At 34.3% G+C, this 25176-nt stretch carries 18 protein-coding genes; 4 read left to right on the top strand and 14 right to left on the bottom strand.

The window, feature by feature from the left end; genetic code table 11:
* Positions 1-112 precede the first annotated feature (112 nt).
* The 4 genes from J2W95_RS09195 to J2W95_RS09180 form a co-directional block, all read right to left on the bottom strand.
* Positions 113-1645, bottom strand: coding sequence for a hypothetical protein (locus J2W95_RS09195; protein WP_310006199.1), 1533 nt, complete (start codon positions 1643-1645; stop codon positions 113-115).
* Positions 1646-2068: 423 nt separating this feature from the next.
* Positions 2069-2806 (bottom strand): hypothetical protein, encoded by a 738-nt coding sequence (locus J2W95_RS09190; protein WP_310006196.1) that lies wholly within the window; start codon positions 2804-2806, stop codon positions 2069-2071.
* 179 nt (positions 2807-2985) lie between these two features.
* Complete coding sequence (locus tag J2W95_RS09185) at positions 2986-5268, bottom strand: GH92 family glycosyl hydrolase (RefSeq protein ID WP_310006194.1); 2283 nt, start codon at positions 5266-5268, stop codon at positions 2986-2988.
* A 58-nt stretch (positions 5269-5326) separates the two neighbouring features.
* The gene (locus J2W95_RS09180) at positions 5327-5908 is read right to left on the bottom strand and encodes an LOG family protein (protein ID WP_310006192.1); all 582 of its coding nucleotides are present in this window, start codon (positions 5906-5908) and stop codon (positions 5327-5329) included.
* Between the two features lie 214 nt (positions 5909-6122).
* Here J2W95_RS09180 and J2W95_RS09175 point away from each other — a divergent pair, with 214 nt between their 5' ends.
* Positions 6123-6518: a hypothetical protein gene (locus J2W95_RS09175; protein ID WP_310006190.1), complete on the top strand. Its 396-nt coding sequence runs from the start codon at positions 6123-6125 to the stop codon at positions 6516-6518.
* A gap of 88 nt (positions 6519-6606) precedes the next feature.
* Here the strand turns inward: J2W95_RS09175 and J2W95_RS09170 are convergent, their stop codons facing one another.
* From J2W95_RS09170 to J2W95_RS09155, 4 genes are all read right to left on the bottom strand, one after another.
* Positions 6607-7260 carry an HD domain-containing protein gene (locus tag J2W95_RS09170; RefSeq protein WP_310006188.1) on the bottom strand — a complete coding sequence of 218 codons (654 nt, stop codon included), beginning with the start codon at positions 7258-7260 and terminating at the stop codon, positions 6607-6609.
* Positions 7261-7342: 82 nt separating this feature from the next.
* On the bottom strand, positions 7343-8329 hold the full coding sequence (locus J2W95_RS09165; RefSeq protein WP_310006186.1) for an acyl-ACP desaturase: 987 nt from the start codon (positions 8327-8329) through the stop codon (positions 7343-7345).
* Between the two features lie 13 nt (positions 8330-8342).
* On the bottom strand, positions 8343-9077 hold the full coding sequence (locus J2W95_RS09160) for a lysophospholipid acyltransferase family protein (RefSeq protein WP_310006184.1): 735 nt from the start codon (positions 9075-9077) through the stop codon (positions 8343-8345).
* A gap of 129 nt (positions 9078-9206) precedes the next feature.
* Complete coding sequence (locus tag J2W95_RS09155; protein WP_310006183.1) at positions 9207-9941, bottom strand: lysophospholipid acyltransferase family protein; 735 nt, start codon at positions 9939-9941, stop codon at positions 9207-9209.
* A gap of 126 nt (positions 9942-10067) precedes the next feature.
* Here J2W95_RS09155 and J2W95_RS09150 point away from each other — a divergent pair, with 126 nt between their 5' ends.
* From J2W95_RS09150 to J2W95_RS09140, 3 genes are all read left to right on the top strand, one after another.
* Positions 10068-10448 (top strand): ribonuclease P protein component, encoded by a 381-nt coding sequence (locus J2W95_RS09150; protein ID WP_310006181.1) that lies wholly within the window; start codon positions 10068-10070, stop codon positions 10446-10448.
* 91 nt (positions 10449-10539) lie between these two features.
* Positions 10540-11367: a DUF4349 domain-containing protein gene (locus J2W95_RS09145; RefSeq protein ID WP_310006179.1), complete on the top strand. Its 828-nt coding sequence runs from the start codon at positions 10540-10542 to the stop codon at positions 11365-11367.
* Positions 11368-11369: 2 nt separating this feature from the next.
* On the top strand, positions 11370-13007 hold the full coding sequence (locus J2W95_RS09140; protein WP_310006177.1) for a S41 family peptidase: 1638 nt from the start codon (positions 11370-11372) through the stop codon (positions 13005-13007).
* Between the two features lie 103 nt (positions 13008-13110).
* Here the strand turns inward: J2W95_RS09140 and J2W95_RS09135 are convergent, their stop codons facing one another.
* The 6 genes from J2W95_RS09135 to J2W95_RS09110 form a co-directional block, all read right to left on the bottom strand.
* Positions 13111-13557: a GNAT family N-acetyltransferase gene (locus J2W95_RS09135; RefSeq protein ID WP_310006176.1), complete on the bottom strand. Its 447-nt coding sequence runs from the start codon at positions 13555-13557 to the stop codon at positions 13111-13113.
* A 74-nt stretch (positions 13558-13631) separates the two neighbouring features.
* Complete coding sequence (locus J2W95_RS09130; RefSeq protein ID WP_310006174.1) at positions 13632-14603, bottom strand: DUF4837 family protein; 972 nt, start codon at positions 14601-14603, stop codon at positions 13632-13634.
* A gap of 45 nt (positions 14604-14648) precedes the next feature.
* Positions 14649-16700: a LysM peptidoglycan-binding domain-containing protein gene (locus J2W95_RS09125; protein WP_310006172.1), complete on the bottom strand. Its 2052-nt coding sequence runs from the start codon at positions 16698-16700 to the stop codon at positions 14649-14651.
* Between the two features lie 452 nt (positions 16701-17152).
* Positions 17153-18340 carry a phosphoglycerate kinase gene (locus J2W95_RS09120; protein WP_310006169.1) on the bottom strand — a complete coding sequence of 396 codons (1188 nt, stop codon included), beginning with the start codon at positions 18338-18340 and terminating at the stop codon, positions 17153-17155.
* 283 nt (positions 18341-18623) lie between these two features.
* Positions 18624-19586 carry a PorP/SprF family type IX secretion system membrane protein gene (locus J2W95_RS09115; RefSeq protein ID WP_310006167.1) on the bottom strand — a complete coding sequence of 321 codons (963 nt, stop codon included), beginning with the start codon at positions 19584-19586 and terminating at the stop codon, positions 18624-18626.
* Positions 19587-19638: 52 nt separating this feature from the next.
* Positions 19639-25176 (bottom strand): T9SS type B sorting domain-containing protein (locus tag J2W95_RS09110; protein ID WP_310006165.1); only part of this gene is annotated, 5538 nt, incomplete at its 5' end.

Genomic DNA, 25176 nt, shown 5'->3' with positions numbered 1-25176 from the left:
TTATAGATTTTTAAGGTATCTAATATAAATATTTAATAATGAAATTACAGCACAAAATGATAAATTCTGTAAAAAATAAATTACAGTCTATTTCATGTTGTCACCCTTATTGCTAATTCTCGCAAAAAGCCCCTATTTGCTGTAAATGTCTCTCTGTTTGGTATTTATTAAAGTTATCCCATTTTGGAGGAGAACTTGTTTTTTTACCATACATTGAATCCAAGCAAACATTGTTGTCCTTGTACTTTTCATGCAAGACAGCCAATATTTTAAAGAAAAAGGCATCAAGCATTACAATGTCTTCAAATTCAGATTTTAGTGTATTATAATTACTGTCTGACTCGTTTAATATCTGTAATAAATCTAAAACTTCATTCTTTTCAACTTCATTGATTTCGGTTAAGTAACCATTTTTTAAAGTCTTAAAAACTAAATTATTCCAAACAACACTGTCATGTCCCCATTGAACATCAGGTAAATTCAGAGAATGTTCACAAATCAGAATAATCGAAAAAAGAACATCATTTAAGTATTCAGCCGGAAATTCATCAAAACTTCTGAACTCAAAACCGCTTTGGTACATTTTCTCCTGATTGAAATCAAGACCAACTTCCGAAAGCATTTCATATTCCATATCAGCTTCAATCTGGTCACGCCACCAAATGTTTTCTTCTTTTTCGAACTTTAACAATTTTCTAAAATCATCAACATTGTACGTTAGGATTTTACCTTTTGGCATCGCTTTGTTATAAGTTCCCACGCCTATGTAACGAGACATTGCATTTCGCATAGAACCTAAAGTGAATTTTTTGTCCAAACTATACTTATCACTTATAACTCCCATAATGTCTGGGCTTCCAAGAGTTGCTATAAAGAAAGGCTCAAACCATTGCAACAAATAAATGGCATTGGAATGTGTCTTCTCAAAATCATTATAATCTATAATTCTACTGTCCTCAGTCAATGAAGGCAAGGTAATGTGAAAATGATAGGTCCCATTATTAAACAAAACAAGGTTTTCCTGATTGGTCATAAACATATTAAGGCCATTGTTGTAATCAGGGAAATTTAGTTTCCCGTTCAGAACAGAAGACTCATTGATTTTATCTAGAAATAATTTTTTGGTTGCTTTTAGTTCTTTGCAAGAATCAGCAATCGTTCTATTTTCAAAATATTTGGTCACAAATTCGATAGAATCCCCATCAAAATGTACAGAACCCATCGTTTTATTTCTTTGGGTAATCATACTTTGAATATTGTACGGTTGATCCTCAAGAAAAAGTTCCATGATAGATTTCCCAAGATATTCTGGATTTTCAAGCGGTTGTGGGTTTACCTCAGCAGATTCTGTAGATTTAACCGCTGATAATGTTTTATGCTGGTAATTTATATCAAGTTTTTCTAGCGAATGACTATTAATCATTCGGCTCACTTTGTAATTTTCATTCAATCCAAAAGCCTTTTTTAATATAGGGGCTAAGCTTTCTGGTTTGTAACATTTTCTGTAATCAATACTGTATTTCTCAAAACCAATTTTTTCTTGTATAAACTCACCAGAAACTATTAGGGATTCTTCAAATTGCATGTAGGTTTCGTTTTCTAATCCTATACCCCAATAATATTTTTTTGTCTGATTGTCTTTCATTTATACTAATTTTCTTTTTTATGGTTAATTGAACTTTTTAAAGTCTTCATTTTTATTCGGAAATACGAATCTTATCTGCTAAATCAAGAACAGAGACGATCCTTCTAACGAATTCAACAAATTGTTAAACTCATTCTCTTATTTAAATTATAGGAATTACATTCAGTATCAGAAATCCACACTTGTATCGACTGAACGATTGATAAAAAGTGAAATTTTATAAGGGGGCTATAAAATTAATATTGTCATTAATCACTTTATATCAATAATTTAAGCAAATGAATAGCCTTATTGTGACTTTTGCTATCCTTGTTTTTTCCAAGTTGCAAAAGTACTTCATTATTACCGTATTTCCAAGTAGTTAATTCACTGAAAATCAATAACAATTTGAAATAAAAAAGTTGTAAGATTTATTGTTTGGATTTAATCGTGGTAATAAAATACATAAGAGGAATAAAGCTCGTCATTCCACCAATCTTTCCTCACTTCCGAAAAGTAGTTGTAATTCTCCTTTCCAGCTTGTGATTGCAACGGATAAACAACCATTCCGTTCTCTCTGTATGCTTTATGCAAATCCGTTTCGGGAACAACGGGAACTATGTGTCCGGAGAGTCCTTTTTCTTTTCTTTTCGCACAAATTATACCGACTCCGCCATCAATGTTCACTTTATTTTGAATTTCTTCGGCAGTGAACATCCTTTCCCAACCAAAATTGGCTCCCCATTCCAAAAACCAATCATGTATGGCGCTCGAGTAAATACGATCCACTGTTTGTTCAAAAACAGCTTCAACTTCTTCTCCCTTCAATACTTTTTCCAGGGATTCATCCGTCCACCAAACCGTAGGCAGATACACTTTGCAGAAATGGCAATAATCATAAGAATACACATTACAGTAAGTGTCTTCTACCGTTCTTTGATACCTAGCATTTGAAGCAACATCCAGTTTATCAATAAGTCGACCAATACTTTCACGTTTAGCCGCTGAACTAGTCAAATCTCTAAATGGAATACTGGAATCCTCAATAGGTCTTTCCTTCATTTCCATTGAATCCAAACGAGATTCTGAATCAGGCAATAAATCTGCTTTTAATATTTGGCTATGCGCAATGGAATCCTCAATTGTTGGCATTGAATATATCGAATGGGTATCTTTCTTCATTTTGATTGATTTGAATCAATTGTTGTGAGTCTGTGGTAGCTTAAAACCACTAGTACATCCTTACTCTGAAAATCTTTTTCTAAAAATTTAAATGTAATCAAAAAACCCGCAAAAGGAAATTTAATTTCACTGCAAATCTCCGATAAATATTTCAACTAACTCAATAAATGGTAACAGCATTATTTTTTAGGCTTAGATCCCATATAAAATGTCAATTTACTTCCGGCCGTAATATCGCTATGATTGATAAAAAAAGTAGGCAAAGTTTTTCCGTTTAGCAGGATTTTTTGAACATACACATTAGCATCTTTTTGGTTTATTACCTCAACAGTAAACGTTTTTCCATTTTCTAAAGTCAATACTGCATTGTTAACCAAAGGCGATCCGATCGCATATTCATTTGAACCTGGAGCTACTGGGTAAAATCCTAAAGAAGAGAAAATATACCAAGCACTCATTTGTCCACAATCATCATTTCCACCCAAACCATCAGGTGTTGGTTTGTATTGCATTTTCAAAATTTTTCGAACCTGAGCTTGCGTTTTCCAAGGTTGATCTGTCCAATTGTAAAAATAGGCAACGTGATGCGCCGGCTCATTTCCGTGCACATATCCACCTATTATTCCTTCGCGCGTAATATCTTCTGTATGCGCAAAAAAGGAATCAGGCAGATGCATCGTGAACAAAGTATCCAAACGAGATGCAAAAGCTTTTTTACCTCCCATTTTGGCAATCAATTCGGTTGGATTATGGGGAACAAAAAAGCTATAATTCCAACTATTCCCTTCAATAAATCCTTGTCCCTCGGTTGACATTGAATCAAATTTGTCTTTAAAATTTCCATTCGCTAGTTTGGGTTGCATAAATCCTGTAGCTGAATTGTAATTATTTTTCCAATTATCAGAGCGTTTTATAAACTCATCGTATATATCTTGTTTGTTCAACTTTTTTGCCAATTGAGCAATACACCAATCATCATATGCATATTCTAATGTGTTGGAAACCGAAATTCCGCTTTTTTCGGCAGGAATAAAACCCAAATCCATATAAGAACCGATACCTTCATAATCTCGATGTTTCGCGGTTGTAACACAAGCATTCAAGGCTTCGTTTGGATCTCCATCATAAACTCCTTTAAGAATGGCATCAGCAATTACCGAAACGCTATGATATCCGCTCATACACCAATTATCGTTGGAATAATGTGACCAAATGGGCAGCATGTGCAAAGCGCTTTGATTATAATGTGCCATCATCGATTTCACCATATCATTATTACGCTTGGGCTGAATTATATTGAAAAAAGGATGCAGCGCACGATAAGTATCCCATAAAGAAAACGTGCTGTAATTGACAAAACCTTTGGCAACATAACTTTCCTGGTCCAAACCTTTGTATTGCCCATTTACATCAGTATAAACCGTTGGATTTATGAATGTGTGGTACATCGCGGTATAGAAATTTACCTTAACATCTTCTGGAGCGTCAATTTTGATTTTATTGAGTTCTTTGTTCCAAGATTTTTGAGCCTCCGTTTTTACTTTTTCAAAATCCCAACCTTTTATTTCGGCCTGCATATTTTCCAAGGCATTTCCTTGGCTCACGGATGATAATGCAAATTGTATTTTGATTTTTTCGGCCTCGGCAGTTTTAAAATCAAAATACATACGAATCTTTTTCCCTGCTATTTCCGGGAAGTTTTTGGTTTGATCAAATTTTCTCCAAAATCCTCGATACGGTTGTTTTCCATCATAATTTTCTTGACCGTAATTAACGAATGGTTTTGAAAATGACATGGCAAAATATACTGTTCTTGCACGCGCCCAGCCATTTGTTTGGCGATAACCGGTAATCAAAGTATCATTTACTACTCTCACATAAGTCCAAACATTTTTTTCATCGTAATTGTAAATGCCAGCCATTAAATCTAGAATTATATGACTCTCATCCGATTTTGGAAAAGTGTATTGATGCATTCCCACTCTAGTCGTTGCAGTCATTTCGGCAATGATATTGTCATCATCCAATTTGACTTTGTAATAACCCGCTTCAGCTATTTCATTGGAATGAGAAAACGCATAACGATACCCGCCTTTTGGATTTGACGCCGTTCCTGGATTCAATTGCAATTTTCCTTGTGTTGGCATTACCAAGAAATCCCCCAGATCAGAGTGGCCTGTTCCGTTTAAATGCGTGTGACTAAAACCAACAATGGTTTTGTCTTCGTATTTATATCCTGCACAATATTTGTATACCTCACCATTGTATTTTCCGTTGAGTTCATACGAAATGGTATCGGTTTCAGGACTTAATTGTACGGCTCCAAAAGGTACAGTTGCACCGGGATAAGTATGCCCCATTTTTTCGGTACCAATAATGGGTTTTACATATTTAACTAAATTTTCCTGTGCATTACTAAAACTAAAATGAAGTAAAAGAACTAAGGACAATGCATATTTCATTTGATAAAAATATTAAATCGTTGTTTAGAATAATTGTCAAGTTCTGAGAAGAATAAGCTTAAATATCTTTCTTATCAATCCATTTCCCTACTGTTGGCGGTACGTAATTTTCCATTTTGTCCAAAAGATCCTCGACTGAGTCGCTGACCAAAAGCATTTCTCGATTTACTTCTTTCAAAAGACCTTTGTCCGCCATATTTTGTATGAAAACAATTAAAGCGTCGAAATAACCGCCAACGTTTAAAATGGCAATTGGTTTTTTATGAAGTCCGAGTTGTGCCCAAGTCAGCATTTCAAAAAGTTCGTCCAATGTTCCAAAACCGCCCGGCAATGCGATTACGCCGTCGCAAAGATCATTCATTTTGGTCTTTCTTTCGTGCATTGTATCAACCAAAATCAATTCTGTGAGCTGTTTATGAGCAATTTCTTTTGATCTTAAAAAGTTCGGCAATACTCCTATTGCTTTTCCGCCATTATTCAAAACACCGTCAGCAACGGCACCCATAAGTCCAACATTCGCACCACCATACACTAATTCGATATTTCGTTTGGCTAAAGTTTTTCCAAGCAATGTTGCTTGCGAGGTGTAGATTTCTTCAGTTCCTGAACTAGAACCACAGAATACGGTTATTCTTTTCATCCTTTTTATTTTAGAATTTAATTCATTTGTAAAAAGTTATAGTGTTATAAAACTCATACATTCTTAAACCCAAATATAAACATTAACCATCAGAATAAGCAACAGTGTTATTGCTCTTAAAACCTAATATTTCTCATTATCTTCTGATGAAAAACGATTTGTTTGGTTTCAAAAACTTAATTTTGCCTTTCCATAATAGCTAAAAATAAAATCTATGTCTTTTCAACCTGTATTTGCCGAGTTTTGGGAAAAAGTAAAAGAAAGCATCGCCAATAAAACTTATGCCAAATTGACTTTGGCCAAAACCATAGGCGATACTGATTTGAAAAATATGTATGTACGTCCAGTTTTGAATGATGGAGTTTTTAGTCTTTCGATTACGGCGCGATACAAAACGGAGGAAATTGAAAGTTTTCACACCCTTGATGAAGCCTATATTGTCTTGGCTCCCTACATGAACAATCCGTTCTTGACTGCACTTTTATTCACCACAGAAAACGACATCACTTTCAAACTGAATAAAAAACGTGTGGGGACTATTATAGAACAAGCACCTACTTTTAAGAATGCTTCGGATGTGATTCTGGAAATGAAAGAGAGAGGGATGTAAATGTAGATAGCAGATTTTAGATGGCAGAATTCAGTTTTTGGATTTGGTACTTTCTGGGATCTGCAATCTAAATTCTGCCAACTGAAATCTACAGCTCACCGTCCCATTCAGCATAAAACTGAGCCAAAAATCCCTGCATATACTGATGTCTTTGTTCAGCAATTTCTTTACCAGTTTGGGTATTCATTTTGTCTTTCAGCAACAACAACTTTTCATAAAAATGGTTGATTGTCGGAGCTTGACTTTTTTTGTATTCTTCTTTGCTCATGTGCAAATTTGGTGCGATTTGAGGATCATACATCGCTCTATTCTTGAATCCTCCATAATTAAACGCTCTGGCAATTCCAATTGCTCCTATGGCATCCAATCGGTCTGCATCCTGAACGATATCCAATTCTATTGACGAGAAGGTCTTTTCAGTTTTCCCACCTTTAAAAGAGATATTATCAATAATTTGGATAACATGTGAAATAATAGTTTCCGAAACACCTTCACTTTCCAAAAACTTACGAGCCACTTTTGGCCCTACTGTTTCGTCACCAGCGTGAAATTTACTGTCGGCTATATCATGCAACAAGGCGCCAAGCTTAACAACAGTTTCGTCACAGTTTTCTCCTCTCGCAATTAATAATGCATTCTTATACACCCTTTGAATATGAAACCAATCATGACCTCCTTCGGCATTGGCTAATTGTTCTTTTACAAAAAGGATGGTTTTATTTATCAAATCCAGATTACTCATTTGCTGTTTATTTTTATAAAAAAAGCTGATTTTTAAAGTCTAAACCTCAAAAATCAGCAATATTAATTTCAATTTTAAAATTCTACAATCTTGCCGGTTCCACCCATTTGAATTGGAATGACTCACTAGGAATAACCAATCTTTCAGATATTCTTGCCATTCTAGCTGGCAATTTCATCAAGTAATCACGCGCTTTTTCGGCTTCATCTGTTAAACCTACTATTTTATCAATTTCCCATTTGTCAATTAATTTTTGCATGATTTCTACATAATCGTTAGCGGTATAAACCCCGATACGTTGTGCTGAATCTGAAAAATGTTCGAATGCCGAACTAATTTTATTCCCAGATTCTCTCAAGAAATGAGCTGGCATCACGATTTTTGCTTTCATCATGTATTGAAAAGCAAGCATCATTTCGCTTGGATCTACTTTGAAAATTTCAGTAACAAAATGGCTATATGCATGGTGGTGGCGCATTTCGTCACCTGCAATCATTTTGCACATTTTTGACAATTTCTTATCCCCATAACTTTTGGCCAATTGCGAAACTCTATTATGAGATACATAAGTAGCTAACTCTTGGAAACTCGTGTACACAAAGTTTTTATATGGATCTCTACCCGTTCCGATATCAAAACCATCATTGATTAAATGTTGTGTTGTCATTTCGATTTCGCGCATGTTCACACGCCCCGACAGATATAGGTATTTATTCAATAAATCACCGTGACGATTCTCTTCTCCAGTCCATTGACGAACCCATTGGGCCCAACCATTTCTTTCTAGATTATCGACTCCTTCCACTTCCATCAACCAATTTTCGTAAGTTGGCAAAGCTTCTTCTGTGATCATATCTCCTACCATGGCTACCCAAAAATCATAAGGCAAATCTTTGGAGATTTCTCTAAGTTCTTTTACTTCTTCCAAAAAATTATCACTTTCAGAATTAGGTAAAAAATCCGAAGGCTGCCATATACTTTCTACAGGTATCAGATACTGCTCCATAAATCCTTCAACCTTGTTTTCTAGAAATTGCATAACTTCTAGACGAATATTTTTTATAGACATTATATATAAATTTTTAAATTTTTATTCCGTTTACGACTGCTGATTCAGTCTTTTGCATGATATCCTTAAACTCAAAATCCTTTACAGCGAATGCTTCATGCACTACAAAGGTAATATGATTTCCTAAACCATAGGGAAAAGTTCCGTATTTTAAGAGTTTCCATGAATTATTGATACTGATGGGAACTATATAAGCCGATTGTGCATTTTTGCATAAAATCTTCAAACCCGTTTGCGCAAATTCCTTTGGTACTCCATTACGGCTACGTGTTCCTTCTGGAAAAATCACCGCTGAACGTTTATGCTTTTCAATGTAATCTGCCATTTTTTTGATAGCAGGTATGGCTTGTTTTGGATCTTTTCTATCTATAACTACCGATCCACCATGCCTTAAATTATAAGAAACACTTGGAATTCCTTTTGCTAATTCTTTTTTACTGACAAATTTAGGATGAGATCTTCTCAAAAACCAAATCATCGCAATAATATCATACAAACTCTGATGGTTCGCAACAAAAATAACTGGCACTCCTTTTGGTATACTTTCTCTATTTTCAAAACTAAAAGTTGTTCCTAAAATGATAACGATTTTCAGTAAAATAAAATTCAGATAATCAACACTTTTTTTGTGCGCTTGATAACCAAATACGTGTAAACAAATCCATTGAATAGGGTGAAACACTACCAAACTCAGCAATACTAATACTAAAACAATAAAAGATAAGGGATACGAAATTAACTTTTGCATACTTTTAAATTTAGCACAAAAGTAATAAATATATACTTTACTTATAGCCATTTCCTAAAACAGCTGCGTTTTCATTAACACATTCTTTTAATCCTGTGTTATGAAGTAAAAGAGACAATAGCCGATTCTTTAAATTTTTATCCCTTGTACAATCTCAGCTTCTGTTTTTTTCATTATATCTGCAAATGAAAAATCACTTACTCTCAATGGCTTATGCACTGTGAAGATAAGATTATTTCCAAAACTTAAAGGAAAATAACCATATTGATACACTTTCCATGAATTGTTAATGCTTATGGGAACAATGTAAGCTGATGGTGCATATTTACATAAAATTTTAAGTCCGCTTTCTGCAAATTCTTTTGGTTCTCCTGTTTTGCTTCGAGTTCCTTCTGGAAAAATAACTGCAGAATATTTTTCTTTTTCAATATATTCTGCCAAAGATTTTATTTTTGGTATAGCCTGTTTGGGATTATTGCGGTCAATAAGTACATATTTACCATTGCGCAAAAAATAAGAAACACACGGTATTCCTTTAGACAGTTCTTTTTTAGTAACAAAAAGACAATTAAATTTTCTCAAATACCAAATAATTCCAGCGGTATCTAATAAACTTTGATGATTAGCGACAAATATAACAGGAACATCTTTTGGAATAAATTCTATGTTTTCAAAAGTGAATCTTGTGCCTAAAATATGATTGCATTTTAAACTTAAATAGGCCACACAATCAAACGCTTTTTGCAATCCTATATTTCCAAAAATCTTAAAAGCTACCCACTGAATTGGATGTACAGTACACATAACTATAAAATAGACCAAATAATACACCCCCGTTATTGGATATAATAAAATCTTCTTCATTGTTCTAAAAAAATTATGCACTAAAATAATAAATCTCTTTTATTACTCAACTTTAAAGCAGAACGATTATGCCGTTTAGCGTTTAATTGTACCTTTGTCTGCTATAAAACGGCATAACTTTATAAAATGAACTTCACCTATCCCAAAAACGAAAAACTCAAAAGCAAAATAGCCATTGGATTATTATTTACTGAAGGCAAATCGGTATCAAAATATCCATTGCGATTGGTTTACAATACAGGGACTTTTGGAGAAGGCGAAAAAATAAAAATTGGCGTTTCTGTTTCCAAGAAGTATTTCAAAAAAGCGGTTGACCGTAATTATTTCAAAAGAGTGCTCCGCGAAACTTATAGGCTAAACAAACATTTACTTGTAGACAATCTGGATCAACCCTACTCTTTTATGTTTTTTTACCAAAGTAAAGATCGATTGTCTTATGAGGAAATCAACATCAAAACCATTCAGTTGTTTGAGAAATTCCTATTGCAAATAAAAAAAGAAGAATAACAATTCGAACATTCTCATCCGAAAGAAGCATAACTTCAACTTAGTTTACATTCAGAATTAATTTTGTATTTTTAAAAATAAATTATTGTCTATGAAATCAAAATTAGTAATTGCTCTATTATTTTTCACATTAATAAATTGTAAAAAAGCGGAAGACGTAGCGGCTGAAGAAATGTCTATCCAAGCAATAAAGTTACCTGCTAAACAAAAGTTTACTGAGGCAGATGCTAATTCTGAATCCCCGAATGTAGAAGACAAAATCGTAGAACAAAAAATAATCAGGAATGGTAATCTTAAGTTTGAAACCGATAATTTAGAAACCACTTATGAACAAATAAAAATTGCTGTAAAAAAAGGGAAAGCCTTCATACAAAACGATAGTGAAGGAAAAGAATATGCTTCCATTTACAGAAGAATAACTGTTCGCATTCCAAGTGATAATTTTGATTCTTTCATAAAAAACATTTTGACTGGAGTTGCTTATTTTGACAATAAAGAGATTAATTCACAAGATGTAACGGAAGAATACATCGACATTGATGCCCGATTGAAAGCCAAAAAAAAACTGGAAAACAGGTATCTTGAACTTTTGGCAAAAGCAACAAAAATATCTGAAATGTTAGCTATTGAAGCTCAACTTTCAACCATTCGAGAAGAAATTGAAGCCAAAGAAGGACAATTAAGATACATGCAAAATCAAGTCTCTTTGAGCACGATTACAATAGAGTTCTATAAAACAATTGCCGAAGAAAGCGGTATCACTATTTCCTATGGAGCTAAAATATGGAATGCCTTTAAATCTGGATTTTATAGTATTTCAAGCTTCTTTTTAGGATTATTAGAGATTTGGCCTTTTATCATTATAGCAATGGCTCTATTTTATTTTATAAGAAAACGTTTCAAGAAAAAAAACATATAATCATGCGTACATTTTTTCAAAAAAAAATCATAATTCCAATTGTAGCTTCTGCCTTTTTATTTGTTGGGGTAAGTTTCAAAGACGACTATTTTGAGATTGCCAAACAATTGGAAATTTTCACGACGCTATTCAAGGAATTGAACAAAAATTATGTCGATGAAACCACTCCGGCAGAACTGATGAACAACGCTGTTAAGGGAATGCTAAGTTCTCTTGACCCCTATACCGTTTATTTTAACGAACAGGAAGTACTCAAATTCAAAATCAACAATACGGGTGAATACACTGGAATTGGGGCATTGATAACTCGAAAAGACGACAAGCTAATTATAAAAGAGCCTTATAAAAATTTTCCTGCTGATAAAGCTGGGTTAAAAGCAGGCGACGAAATCATCCAGATAGGTGACACACCTTTGGCTGATTTCAAAGATGATGCTTCGCAGTTATTGAAAGGTTCCAAAAACACCAAAATCGACATCAAATACATTCGCCAAGGTAAAACCAATTCTACCGTAATCACATTGGACGAAGTAGAAATCAAATCGGTTCCTTATTTTGCCATGATTGATGACAAAACAGGTTATATCGTATTGGATCACTTTAACCGAAAGGCTTCAACTGAAACTAGAGAAGCATTGGAACAATTGAAAAAAGAAGGCGCCGAAAGAATTGTATTGGATCTAAGAGGAAATCCCGGTGGATTATTGAACGAAGCGGTAAATATCTGTAATCTTTTTGTAGCAAAAAACGAAGTTATTGTTACAACAAAATCGAAAATAGAGAAACACAACAACACCTACAAAACTTCCAGAGAACCTATAGACACTACGATCCCTTTGGTGATTTTAGTCAACGGACGAAGTGCTTCGGCTTCCGAAATTGTTTCGGGAGCTTTACAGGATTTGGATCGTGCGGTAGTTTTGGGAAGTCGCAGTTTCGGAAAAGGTTTGGTTCAAAGACCAGTGGAATTGACCTATGGCACGCAGCTTAAAGTAACCATTTCCCGTTATTACACTCCTTCGGGAAGATGCATTCAGGCGCTGGATTATGCGCATAAAGACAAAAACGGAGTGGCCATCAGAACCGATGCCAAAAACTACAACGCCTTTAAAACCAGAAAAGGAAGAACTGTTTATGATGGTGGTGGAATTTTACCAGACATCGAAATGGAAGAAACCAAAACCAGTCCGATTGCCAATGCACTATTAAAAAACGACGGAATTTTTAATTATGCAACTCACTATTACTATAAAAACCCAAATTTAGGCACAAAAATTCCAGTAATTACCGATGCCGATTATGCTGATTTCAAACAATATCTTAAAACCCAAAAAATAACTTTTGACACTGAAACCGAAGTTGCACTGAAAAACACTTTGGCAACTGCCAAAAAAGAAAAATTGGATGAATCTATTGCGGTAGAGTACCAAAATTTGCTTATTGCGCTTCAAAAATCCGAAAATGCTTTATTGGATAAAAACCAAAAAGAAATTAAAGGATTGCTATTGGACGAAATCATCAAACGCTATCAATATCAAGAAGGTCTTTATAATTATTATATCAAAAATAATGCTGAAATCAAAAAAGCTGTTAACATTCTAAACACTTCAGCTGAGTATAATTCAATTTTAAAAATTTAGAAAAACCAAAAGATTATAAAATTAAATTGGGTTGTTTTGATCATAAAAAGACCAAAAACAACCCAATTTTATATTTTTATCTAACTGCTAAAAAGCAACCGAATTACTCCCTTCTCATTTCAATATGCGGAATGTCATCCTCCAAGTACATTTCGCTAGATTGCACAAAACCATGACTTTCATAGAATTTTTTCAGGTATAGTTGAGCTCCAATAGTAATTTGGCTTTCGCCAAAGTGTTCCAAAACACCAGCAATAGCTTCTTTCATCAAATCATGTCCCCATTTTCGGTCCCTATAATCAGGATCAACAGTTACCCTTCCAATGGATGCATTGTCAAAAGAAATTCCAGATTTAAAAAGTCGTGCATGAGCCACAATTTTTCCATCAAAAGTTCCAAAAAGATGCAAAGCCACTTTATCCTTGCCATCAAGATCAAGATAGACGCAATTTTGTTCCACTACAAAGATCCTGCTTCGCAATTGGAGTATATCATACAATTCGTTAACTGATAATGCCTCAAAAGGCTTTATTTTCCATTCTATAGTCATTCTTGGAATCTTAATTATTTTCTGATTTAAGCTTGCAAATATAAAGCTCAAAACGATTAGTATTCAAAACAAAATCAATTTATCCTTACCTCTTTTAAAATCGTTTCCAATTCATGCATAAAATCACGCCTATCTTTGGAGGGAACATAGCAAAATCCTACTAGGTAAGTAATTCTGTTCTTTTGGGTATCCACTATGAGATAACTCACAAAAGCACCAAACATAAAGCTATCTTTCAATCGCCAAGTACCTCGAGTTTCGTAAGTTCTTTTTCCATCCAAACTAGTTTCCAAAAGATAAATTGGATAAGAAGTGTCAATATACATCTTGGATGAAGGCTCTTCACCCTTAACATAGACCGCTCCAATAGAATCTTGAATTTTAACAATCTGACTTAAAACATTCTCCTCTAGATTAAAGCTATTAATAGGGAATTGGGCAAGCAAAATACTCGTGCTGCCACTGGAAAATTCTCTTTTTAGCCAAACGAAATTATTGTTTTTAATACTGAAAGAATAACTCTTTGGAACTTTCAGATCAAGTTGAAATTGTTCATGAATTATTTTAGAAGTTATCACAGAATCCTTTAACAATTCCCAGTGGGCAGCTATTTCCGCTTTTTTTATACTTTGGATTATATATGGAGTGTGTTTTTCGATTAATTTCAGAAGTGCCGCAACTGATTTTCCTGTAATATGAAATACATTTTGAGGCGTGGCATATTGGTTTTTTTGAACAACAAACCGATTCTCGATTCCCAATTTGATAACGATAATGGTTCTGCTTTTGGTTACAAAACCTTCCATTACATCTGTTGGATATTGATTTATGTCAAAAATAGGTTCTTCTTTCGGCAGACCTTCCACAGGACTAGCAAACTTATTCCTGATGCTGTCACCAACAACACCATTCCACAATTGATTATCAATAACAATTGAAATAGCATTAATCTTGCCTGAAGATTGTCTCGAGCTGTTTTCTTTTTTCTTAGAACAAGAAAAAAGGATTCCGATAGTTAATAAAAATAAAAAAACAGTTTTATTCATTTTGAAAAGTCTGAATAGACTTCAAATATACTGTAGTTTATTCAATTATCCTTTTATTTTCAAACCCATTCCAGGTTTTAAATCATCACCTGTGATATTGTTCCATTTTTGCAAATCAGAAACTGTAACACCTGGATATTTCTTGGAAATACTAAACAATGAATCTCCTTTTTGTACTAAATAATTAATTTCTTTTTTGGACGAAGAAACAGCATTATCTTTTTTCTTAAATGTATTTACTGAAGCGTAGTTGGTATTAATTGCTACAGCATTTTTTGCTACAATCAATGTATTCCCAACAGTAATATTATTTGAGTGCAAATTATTCCAAAGCTTTAAATCAGCTAAAGTAGCTCCAAATTTTTTGGAAATACTTCCAAGATTGTCTCCTTTTTGAACTTCATATTGAATGTCTTTAAGTTCTGGAGTTACTACAGCTACCGCAACAGCCGTGTCATTTGTCACAGGTACAAAATTACCAACTTGCAATGAAGCTCCTAATTTTATACTTTGAGAAGTAAGATGATTCCACTCTTTAATCTCTGCCACTGTTGTGTTATGCTTTTTGGCAATAGTATTTAAATTGTCACCTTTTTGAACGATATAAAAACTTGACCCATTGACAACAAGTGTATCTTTTTTATCAATAGTTGTTTTACTTTCCCTACTTGCAACACTAGTGCTTTCTTTTGCAATTAAAACTTTATTTTTATCATCATTTGAGGCCAATTGACTACTGCTCAAATCCGAATCGTTTTCAATGATTATTTTCAATGATTTACCAGCGACAACTGAATTTCCTTTGAGACGATTCCATTTCTTTAGATCCGTTACTGAAACGTCATTTCTTTTTGCGATATCACCAAGGTTGTCGCCACGCTTGACCTTGTAATATTTCACTTTGTTATTGGATGCTAATGCCGTAACCGAAGAATCCTTAATAAAATTAGACTTTCTACCCTCATTAGTTTTCTCCCTTTTGTCCATTTCATTTTGTACATAAGCATAGATTTTATCCTCATTCGAAGTAAAAACAGCTACTTTACAAGAAGGCAATGTCAAATAATGACTTTTACCCTCATAATTTGGAATCACATTGCGTTTATAAGATGGATTTAATGCTTGTAGTTGCTCAACTGGGATATCTAATAAATTGGAAATTTGAGCAAAAGACATCTCTTTTTTAACCATTACAGTATCGGTAGCAAAATGTTTCACTAAAGCTTTTTTAGGAACGATACCGTGTTCTTTGTGGTATTCATAAATGTACATTGTGGCAAGAAAAGCGGGAACATATCCTTGGGTTTCCTGAGGAAGGTGTTTTTTTATGTTCCAAAAGTTTTGCTGCCCACCAGAACGGCGAATAGCTTTGGTTACATTTCCTGGCCCAGAATTATAAGAAGCTAAAACCAAGTCCCAATCGTTGAAAATCGCGTACATATTGGTCATATATTGCGCTGCTGCTGCCGAAGATTTCAAAGGATCAGAACGTTCATCAACATATGAATCAATATTTAGATTGTACTGTTTCCCCGTATGATACATAAACTGCCACAATCCTGTAGCTCCCATTTTTGACACAGCTTTTGGATTTAAAGCCGATTCCACTACGGCTAGGTATTTAATTTCCAACGGTACATTTTGCTTAGCTAATGCCTCTTCGAAAAGAGGGAAATAATATTCAGCTACAGCCATTTGATTGGCGAAAGCTTTACGTCTATTTTTAAGGAATGACTTAATTAAATTTTCTAAGCCTTGATTGTATTCAATATTAAAAGGAGATTTAGCATCCATCGCTGCCAGTCGTTGCTTCAGCAATTCGGTAGGAAGCTCATTATCTATATCCTTGTCAATGTTAATAGTATTGATTTCGGTTTCTAAATTATTATAAATATCAAGGGTACTTCCGATTTGATTCATCCATAAACTATCTGTTTTGACAGTTCGATCGTATTTTACAAAAGAATTTTTTATGGAATCTAAATAGGAAATAGGTTTTTCGTAACTGACTGTTTCTGAACTATCCATAGGGTTCTGGGAGAACACTGCTAAAGAAAGCAATAGAAAAAACGTAATGGTGGTATTTTTTATTATCATAACTGTAATTTCAATTCGCTATTATCCAAACGATTAGAATTAAATTTTCGCAAACTTATTGTCTATTTTTTAATTCAATTCAAAAATAATGTTAAAAATACAAAAATATTCGACATTTGACCAAATTTTTGAAGATTTGTGAGTAAATAATTTCAAAAAATTAAATCAAATACAATTTAACTTCTTCCAAAAAAACTTGAAAAATAAAACGTTTTCTTTTATCGAAAGAAATTGCACTTTAGTTAAAAAAAGGAATGTTTCGAAAAAAACTACCATTCATAACATACAGTATTAACTATACAACGTAAAATATTGTAAAATAGTACATTATATATAAAAACAAAAACCTTTAGTCACAAATAAAGCGACTAAAGGTTAAATTGATTTTCAAAAAAGTATAACTAACAATTTAAAAATTCAAAGGAAAGGCATTGATGCCAATATCAAAACTTTTAGTCTAATATTGCAGCAATTCCAGGTAATGTTCTACCTTCTAACATTTCTAACATAGCACCACCACCAGTAGAAACATAACTCATTTTATCTTCAAAACCGAATTGTTTAACTGCAGCTACAGAATCCCCTCCACCAACAAGTGAGAAAGCACCGTTTTCAGTAGATGCAGCAATATAATTTCCAAGTGCAATAGTTCCTTTGGCAAATGTTTCCATTTCAAAAACACCCAATGGTCCGTTCCAAAGGATAGTTTTAGATTCCAAAATCACTTTTTCAAAATTCTCTAAGGATTTTGGTCCTGCATCAAGACCTTGCCATCCATCAGGAATTTCTCTTACATCAACTATTTGTGTCTCTGCAGTATTTGAAAAATCATTAGCAGCAACAACATCAACAGGGATATGAATTTGAACTCCTTTTTCTTTGGCCAATCTCAAAATTTCAAGTGCTAACTCTTGTTTATCATCTTCACAAATAGAATCTCCAATTTTTCCACCCAATGCTTTTACAAACGTAAATGTCATTCCACCACCAATAATCATGTGATCTACTTTGTCAAGAATATTTTCGATAACTGTAATTTTAGAAGATACTTTTGAACCTCCTAAAACAGCAGTAACTGGTTTTTCACTGTTTTTCAAAACTTTATTTAAGCTTTCAATTTCTTTAGCCAATAATAATCCAAAACATTTACTAGTTGGAAAAAACTGAGCAATAATCGTAGTCGAAGCATGTGCTCTGTGAGCAGTACCAAAAGCATCATTTACATAAATATCTCCAAGTGAAGCTAATTCTTTTGCAAAAGCAACATCTCCAGCCTCTTCTTCATCATGAAAACGCAAATTTTCCAATAACAAAACTTGACCTGGTTTTAAATTTTTAGCAGCATCCTGAGCTTCAGCTCCAACACAATTAGTTGCAAACTGAACTGATACGCCTAAAATTTCAGAAGTTGTTTTTAAGATATGCTTTAAAGAATATTTGTCTTGAGCTCCTTTTGGTCTTCCTAAGTGCGACATTAAGATTACGCTTCCACCTTGGGCCAAAATAGCATCAATAGTAGGTTTTGCAGCTTCAATACGAGTAGCATCGGTAACATTAAAGTTTTCGTCTAAAGGAACATTAAAATCAACTCTTATTATTGCCTTTTTATTATTGAAATCAAAGTTATTCAAAGTCTTCATGGTTCTTTTTTTTAGTTGTTTTTGAAAGAATAACAAAGATATAACTTTTAAATAAGTATTAAATTTGAAAATTCTAAAAAAATTATGAATTTACTAACGAAATCGATGTAAGTATAGAATAAGTACAGCCCAAATCTATATTTTTAAATTAATATGCATTAACAAATACAAAGTATACATAAAAGTTAAACTCTTTCAGCAATTAAACACAAACAAAAAAAGCACAAATTATTTCCAGTAAACTAGAACTAATTTGTGCTTTTGTATTTTTTAAAATTATTATCTATTCATGCACAGGACTTTGAGTACAAGGACAATTACTCAAACCTTGCAAGAATCTAAATCCAATAGTCAAGGAATGCGTTCCTGAATTATGAGAAGCTATATTATTATCCAAAGTAACTTGGTATGAATAGCCCATTGAGACATATCCTTTTGTAAATCCAACCATAGGGCCTACTCCTAATGGTTTACCGATTTGATCATTCAAAAAACGATAAGTAGCTCCTACCCAATAATAGTCTTCATATCTGTTGTATTTTCTGTACTTTAAATTCAAATCCGTATTAGAACGTCCATCACTTTGAAACACTTGATAATATGCAGATGGTTCCAATTCTGACCGATTTCCTATGTCAAATATATAACCTGAATACACTTGGTAATTAGCAAGTAAATTAGGCTCCACTTTTGTTGTTGTGAAATCGATATCTTTTTCCAAAATATTGGTAGCCGTTGCACTCACATAAAAAGCTTTATTACGATATAAAAGTCCTACTTCAAAGTTATGGTTATTGGCAGAGCGATCACCATTAATTCCCATATCAGGAGGAATGTTGGTTAAATCTGGAAGATCTATTCGAAACGAATTATAAATATATGAAAGACCAAACGAAAGATACTGTTTGGAATAATAGTCCAAAATAATGTGGTGAGCAAAAGTAAGCTTACCCCCAGTTTGTTTGGTATTTCCGTTGGAATCATTATACAAAGTCAAGCCCACACCTGATTGATCTAACACTCTAAAATCGGCATAAAGAGCCTGACTTCGAGGCGAATCTTCAATTCCAACCCATTGTTGATAACCATTAAGATTGATTCTAAAATTATCACCAATACCAGCATAACTAGGTGAAATCACATAAGGGTTGTCTGCTAAATATTGTGTAGCTACAGGAACATTCAACTCTTGACTGTAACTTGCTGTTACAGTCAAAAGAAAAATGCTAATTAAGATCTTTTTCATTTTATTTTTCATTTTGGATAACTAATCACTCTCTAATATCTTTCTACAAATGTTATCTATATAAAGTAAAGTGGCCTATAAACTCACGATCATCTTGAGTGTGTCTCAATTTCAATACATACCAGTAATCACCCATTGGCAACTCCGTTCCGTTGTATTTACCATCCCAAGATTGTCCTGCGCCAAAAACACCAACTTCACGCCCATAACGATCATACACCACGAATTTAATATCTGGATAATTTTCTGTATTAGTTGGCTTCCAACTATCATTAGTACCATCTCCAGTTGGTGTAAATATTGGTGGTATTTTAATATCAATAAACTCAAAATATTTAGTAATTGATGCGGAACAACCATTACTGTCAATTACTGTCACAGTATAATCTCCTGATCTATAATAAAAATATTTATTGTTAGAACCTATTGATTCACCATTAATCATGTATTGATAAATTCCAGAACCTCCAGTAACAGTAGCCACTATCTCATTTAATCCACCAAGATCAATTGAAATTGTTAATGGATCTATTTGGTCAATAGTGAACGCTTCTGTTGCATCAATACAAGTATTTTTATGATGTACCATTACGTAATGGTCTCCTGGAGCTAGATTCGTAAAGACATTGCTGACTTGTTCAATACCAGTATCATCTAAAGAGTACGTAACATCAGCTGCATTATTACTTTCATCTATTTCTACAATAACTTTGTTAGCTGGCGAATTATTAACACATTCATTCGATACCATTGCCACTGGATTTAGAATAACAGCTTTATCCAATGGTACTTCCAATTCAGATTCACATAAATTTGCATCTTTAACAATTACCATATGATTTCCTCCTGAAAGTCCAGAAAATGTAATTCTATTTGGTACAAATGGATCACCATCAATACTAGTACTATAAGGAGGAATACCCCCAACTATAGTAATATCAAAGGCGCCAGTTTTTTCGCCAACGCAAATTTCTTGCTGAATTGAACTTGGAACTACATTAGCAACAATTAGATTTGGCTCTGTAATAGTTGCCTGGTCTTTGACAAAACAACCATTTTTATCTTGAGTTACAATGTCATAAACTCCAGGTTTCAGGTTAATGAAAGATCCTGTATCAAAATATTGATTCAAATTTGGCGATATAGCATAACCAATCGGATTAGTCCCTCCGCTACCAATAACCACAATTGTACCATTACCTATTCCATTACAAGTTACAGGTGTGGTAGTAACAACAGTACCTAATGCAGTAGTTGGCTGAGCAATCGTAATTACATCTGAATCATACTGGCAATCACCACTATCTACACGTACATAATAAGTACCCGCAAGAAGTGCATCAAAATAACCAGTTGCCTGAGCAGGACTAATTGGATTCTTTGTAGCATTTAACAATGTGTACACATAATTTCCTAAACCTCCAAAAGCTTTTGAATCAATAGCTCCAGTTGCTGCACCATTACAATTAATAATGGCATTACTTAAATCTAGATCTAATGATAAAGGTGTTAGAGCATTTATTTTTACGGTGTTTGAAATAAAACCAACACAACCATTAACATCTCTAACATAATACTGATGATCACCCAATCCAACTGAGAAAGGCACCGATGTCAATGTTGTAAGTGAACCTGGAGCAAAATTCTTATCAGTACTATATTCATAAGGTCCAGTACCTCCTGTTACACTTAAAGTAACTGTGGCACTCGATAGACAAGTTATTGCAGTTGCAAGTACTAAGCTCGCTTCAACTTTTGTTGGTTCTGCTATTATTATATCAGCAGAAGGTGCTGATACACAACCAAGCCCATCAATGACAGTAATTGTATATGTTCCTGCCCCTAATCCAGAGAAAACAGGACTAGTTTGAGGCGCAGAAGATATAACCGGATTAGCTGAAGCATAATTTAAAATATAAGAATAATTACTTCCTTGACCACCTGTTGGAGTATTAACTCTTATTTCTCCACTTGTATCTCCATTGCACAATAAAAGACTTGAAGTTGCAGATGCACTAACAAGTATTGGACTTGGCACACTTAATGTTACTGTTGTTGTTGCAACACAACCATTAACATCTTTAACATTTAAGATGTATGTTCCTGCTTTTAAATTGTCGAAATAAAAATCTGTAGAATAAGCCACATTTACTGGTCCAACCAATTCATATTGATAAGTACCTGGCCATCCACCATCAGCAGTTACAGAAATCGTTCCATCATTACCTGGATCACAAGTGATTGGAGTATGATTTTCAGAAATTGTCAATGCTAAAGTTGGTTGATCAATTGTAAATGTAGTTACAACATCACAACTTGGTAACCCTACTAGTTTTGCAGTAACCGTATAAACACCTGCAGGCAAATTCGGAATAGTAATTGGTCCTGCATCTGTTGACCTTGCACTAATACTAACTGGACCGGCAATAGTGTAATCAAAAACTCCAGCATCATTAGTAGGAACCAATTGATTATCAACAAAATTCAAATCAACACTACCTGTTGCAGAACCGTAACAAACTACATTTTTAATATTAGATACTGCTAAATCAAATGTATTAGGCTCATTTACATAATGAATTGTTTTAATACTACATCCAGTTGAAGGGTTTTTCACAGTAATGATATAACTTCCAACTGTTAGATTTGTGAACTGACCAGAAGTGTTCGTTACTGAAGCATAAGGTTTCGCATTAGTTGCTGACGCTACAATAGTATAATCTAACGGAACTGGTGCACCGCCTTTAATAACAACATTTACCTGAATGTCTTCATCATTAATACAAGTTATCGCTTTAGTAACATTTATCGAAGAAGGAGTGGCAAAATCAATACCAATAAACGCATCGATAGTAGTACTAGTTGTTCCTACACATCCTCTATTGTCATAAACATTGATAATATAGTTTCCTCCCAATAAATCGCTTTCAATATAAACAGGATTAACTCCTTTTTGAACCGGATTAGGATTTCCATCTCTTAAAAACTCATAAACAGTATAAGTTCCTGAACCTCCAGTTGGCAAACCAACCGAAATAGTTGCATAATTGGTTCCGTTTCCTGTTGTACAACCATACTCCGTTACAATTGGAGTTGCTACCGAAATAGCTAATGGTTCACCTACGGTTACAACTTTAGAAACTGGACATCCTTTTCCTGAAGTTACAGTAACTGTATAAGTATTGGCAGGAAGATTTGTAAATACATTACCTACTAACACCATACCAATTGGAGAAGGACTAATTGCGTATGTATAAACAGGATTGTTATTCACTGTTGTGGTTGTGGTTGCCATTGCAACAGTAACAGTACCATTGCTTTCTCCTTTGCAAATTACATCTGTTTTAGGCAAAGTGAAATCAATAGCCCTATTTGGTGTTTCAATAACAGCCGTTACAGATTTTGTACAAGCAGTTCCAGTGTCTCTAACACTAAAAATATACATATTAGGTATTAATCCAGCAAATACTGGTGAACTCTGAGACGTAACCCAATTATCTTTACTATAAACATAGTTTGCAGCAACTGTTCCTCCTGTGACTGTCAGCGTCACTACACCTTCATTTCCATTACAAATAGGAGATGTGGTAATGTCGAATTTCAACTGTAAAGGATCTAAAATAGTTACCGCAGTCGGAGCTGAAGAACATCCATTAGCATCTTTAACTATAACATTATAATTTCCAGGTGTATTCACAGTAATGATGTTGCCCGTTTGGAAACTAACACCCCCCACACTGTATTGTAATGCAGTACTAAAACCTGTGGCCGATACTGTAATGTTATAAGTACCCGTTGAACTAGGACATTGCGTTGCAACAGCACTAGTTATCATTGGAGTAACATCCAAAAGAATAGTTTTCAATTTACTCAATGAACAACCGTTTCTATCTTTCACATATACATCCCAACCCATAACCGTACCATTATTAGTATCGACTAATAATCGATTATCTGCACTGTAAGCAGTTGGAGCACCAGTACCTGTTGGTACAGCTGCATAACTATAAGAAACTGTTCCTCCTGTAGCTGTAACCGTTATTAATGACGTTTTCACATCACAATTGATATTTGTTGCTACTGCTGTAAAATCAAGTACTGCAGCAGGCTGACTAATGGTAAAATTAGTAACCGAAGCCACACATCCCGAAACACCATCAGTTACATTGAAGGTATAATTACCAGCTGGTAATCCAGTGTATTTTATTATGTCTCCAGTTTTTGTAAAAGCTCCAGCAGCTGGTGTCAAACCGAAACTGTAGCTTCCAGCAGTAATATAATTTGACACTGTGAAATTCACTGCCCCATTAAATCCTCCTCTACAAGATACATCATTGATTAATTGAGCAATTACAGAAATATTATTCGCTTTTTTAATTAAAATCGCTTTAGTCGTACTACAACCATTGGCATCAGTAACTTTTACAATATAAGTATTTGGAGCAAGATTAGAGAAAGTTCCTGTTGTGTTGGTCGCAGAGACTATAGGTGAAATAATACCATAAGTATATGGAGCAACCCCTCCTGTAACTGAATTTACAGTAAGTGTAGCAACAGTCCCTGGTGTGTTACAATAGATAGGAGTTACAGCCAAATTCATATCAGTTGGCGGCGTGTATGCCGTCACAACTGCAGAACCGCTAGCAGTACAACCATTTGCATCCTGAATTACATAGTTAATAGTCTTAGCAGCATTAACAACAAATGAAGCCGAAGCTTGGTAAGTAGCTCCACCATTAAAACTATACTTATACCCTGGAGTTCCACCACCTGGTGTTAAAGTGACAATTGCATCTTGTTGTGTATTTGCAGTATTACAACCAAATGGCGTCACAACGGCTCTTGCTGTCACGGCAGTTGGTTGTGTAATATCTACTGGAATAGCAACTGATGTACACAACTTAGCATCTTTAACCACAACTTTATAAACACCCGCATCTGTCAATCCTGTAAAGTAATTTGATGCTTGGAAACTTACTCCATTATTGATGCTATACAAATATGGCTCAACACCATTAGATCCAGTTATTGTAATTGTTCCATCTGCTCCTCCATTACAGCTAACATTAGTTTGAACAAATGCAGCCCTTGGCGTGCTAGGCGTTGTCACAACAACATTTGCAGTTGTAACTGAACATTTCACGGCATTACTGTCGGTAATTACAAAACTATAAGTACCCCCTGCCGAAACAGAAGCTGTGAAGCTTGAACCCGTTACAGGTGTCAAACTGCCCGTGGAAACTCCTCCAACATACATTTGATAAGAATATGGCGCAACACCGTCTGTTATAGCAACAGCGATTGTTGCATTTATTGGTGCAGCGCAAAATAATTCCTTAGTTACTCTGGCAAAAGCTGTTAATTGTTTTTCAATTTTATACGTTACAAAAGCCTCACATCCGTTATCGTCCTTAATACCCAAAGTATAAGTGCCCGGCCCATTGAAAGTAGCCGTAGGACCTGTAATAGCCGAATTGTTTACTGTGTAAGATTTGACCCCATTATAAGTAGTGGTCAATGTACTTAAATTGACAGTCAAATTACTTCCTGTATAGCATTGTTGCGTCGGAACTGTAATCGTTGGTGGAAG

This window comes from Flavobacterium granuli (assembly GCF_031456055.1).
In the GTDB taxonomy this organism is placed as follows: Bacteria; Bacteroidota; Bacteroidia; order Flavobacteriales; family Flavobacteriaceae; genus Flavobacterium; species Flavobacterium granuli_A.
Note: the sequence above shows the minus strand (reverse complement) of the source record. Positions and strands in the feature narration are given on the sequence as shown.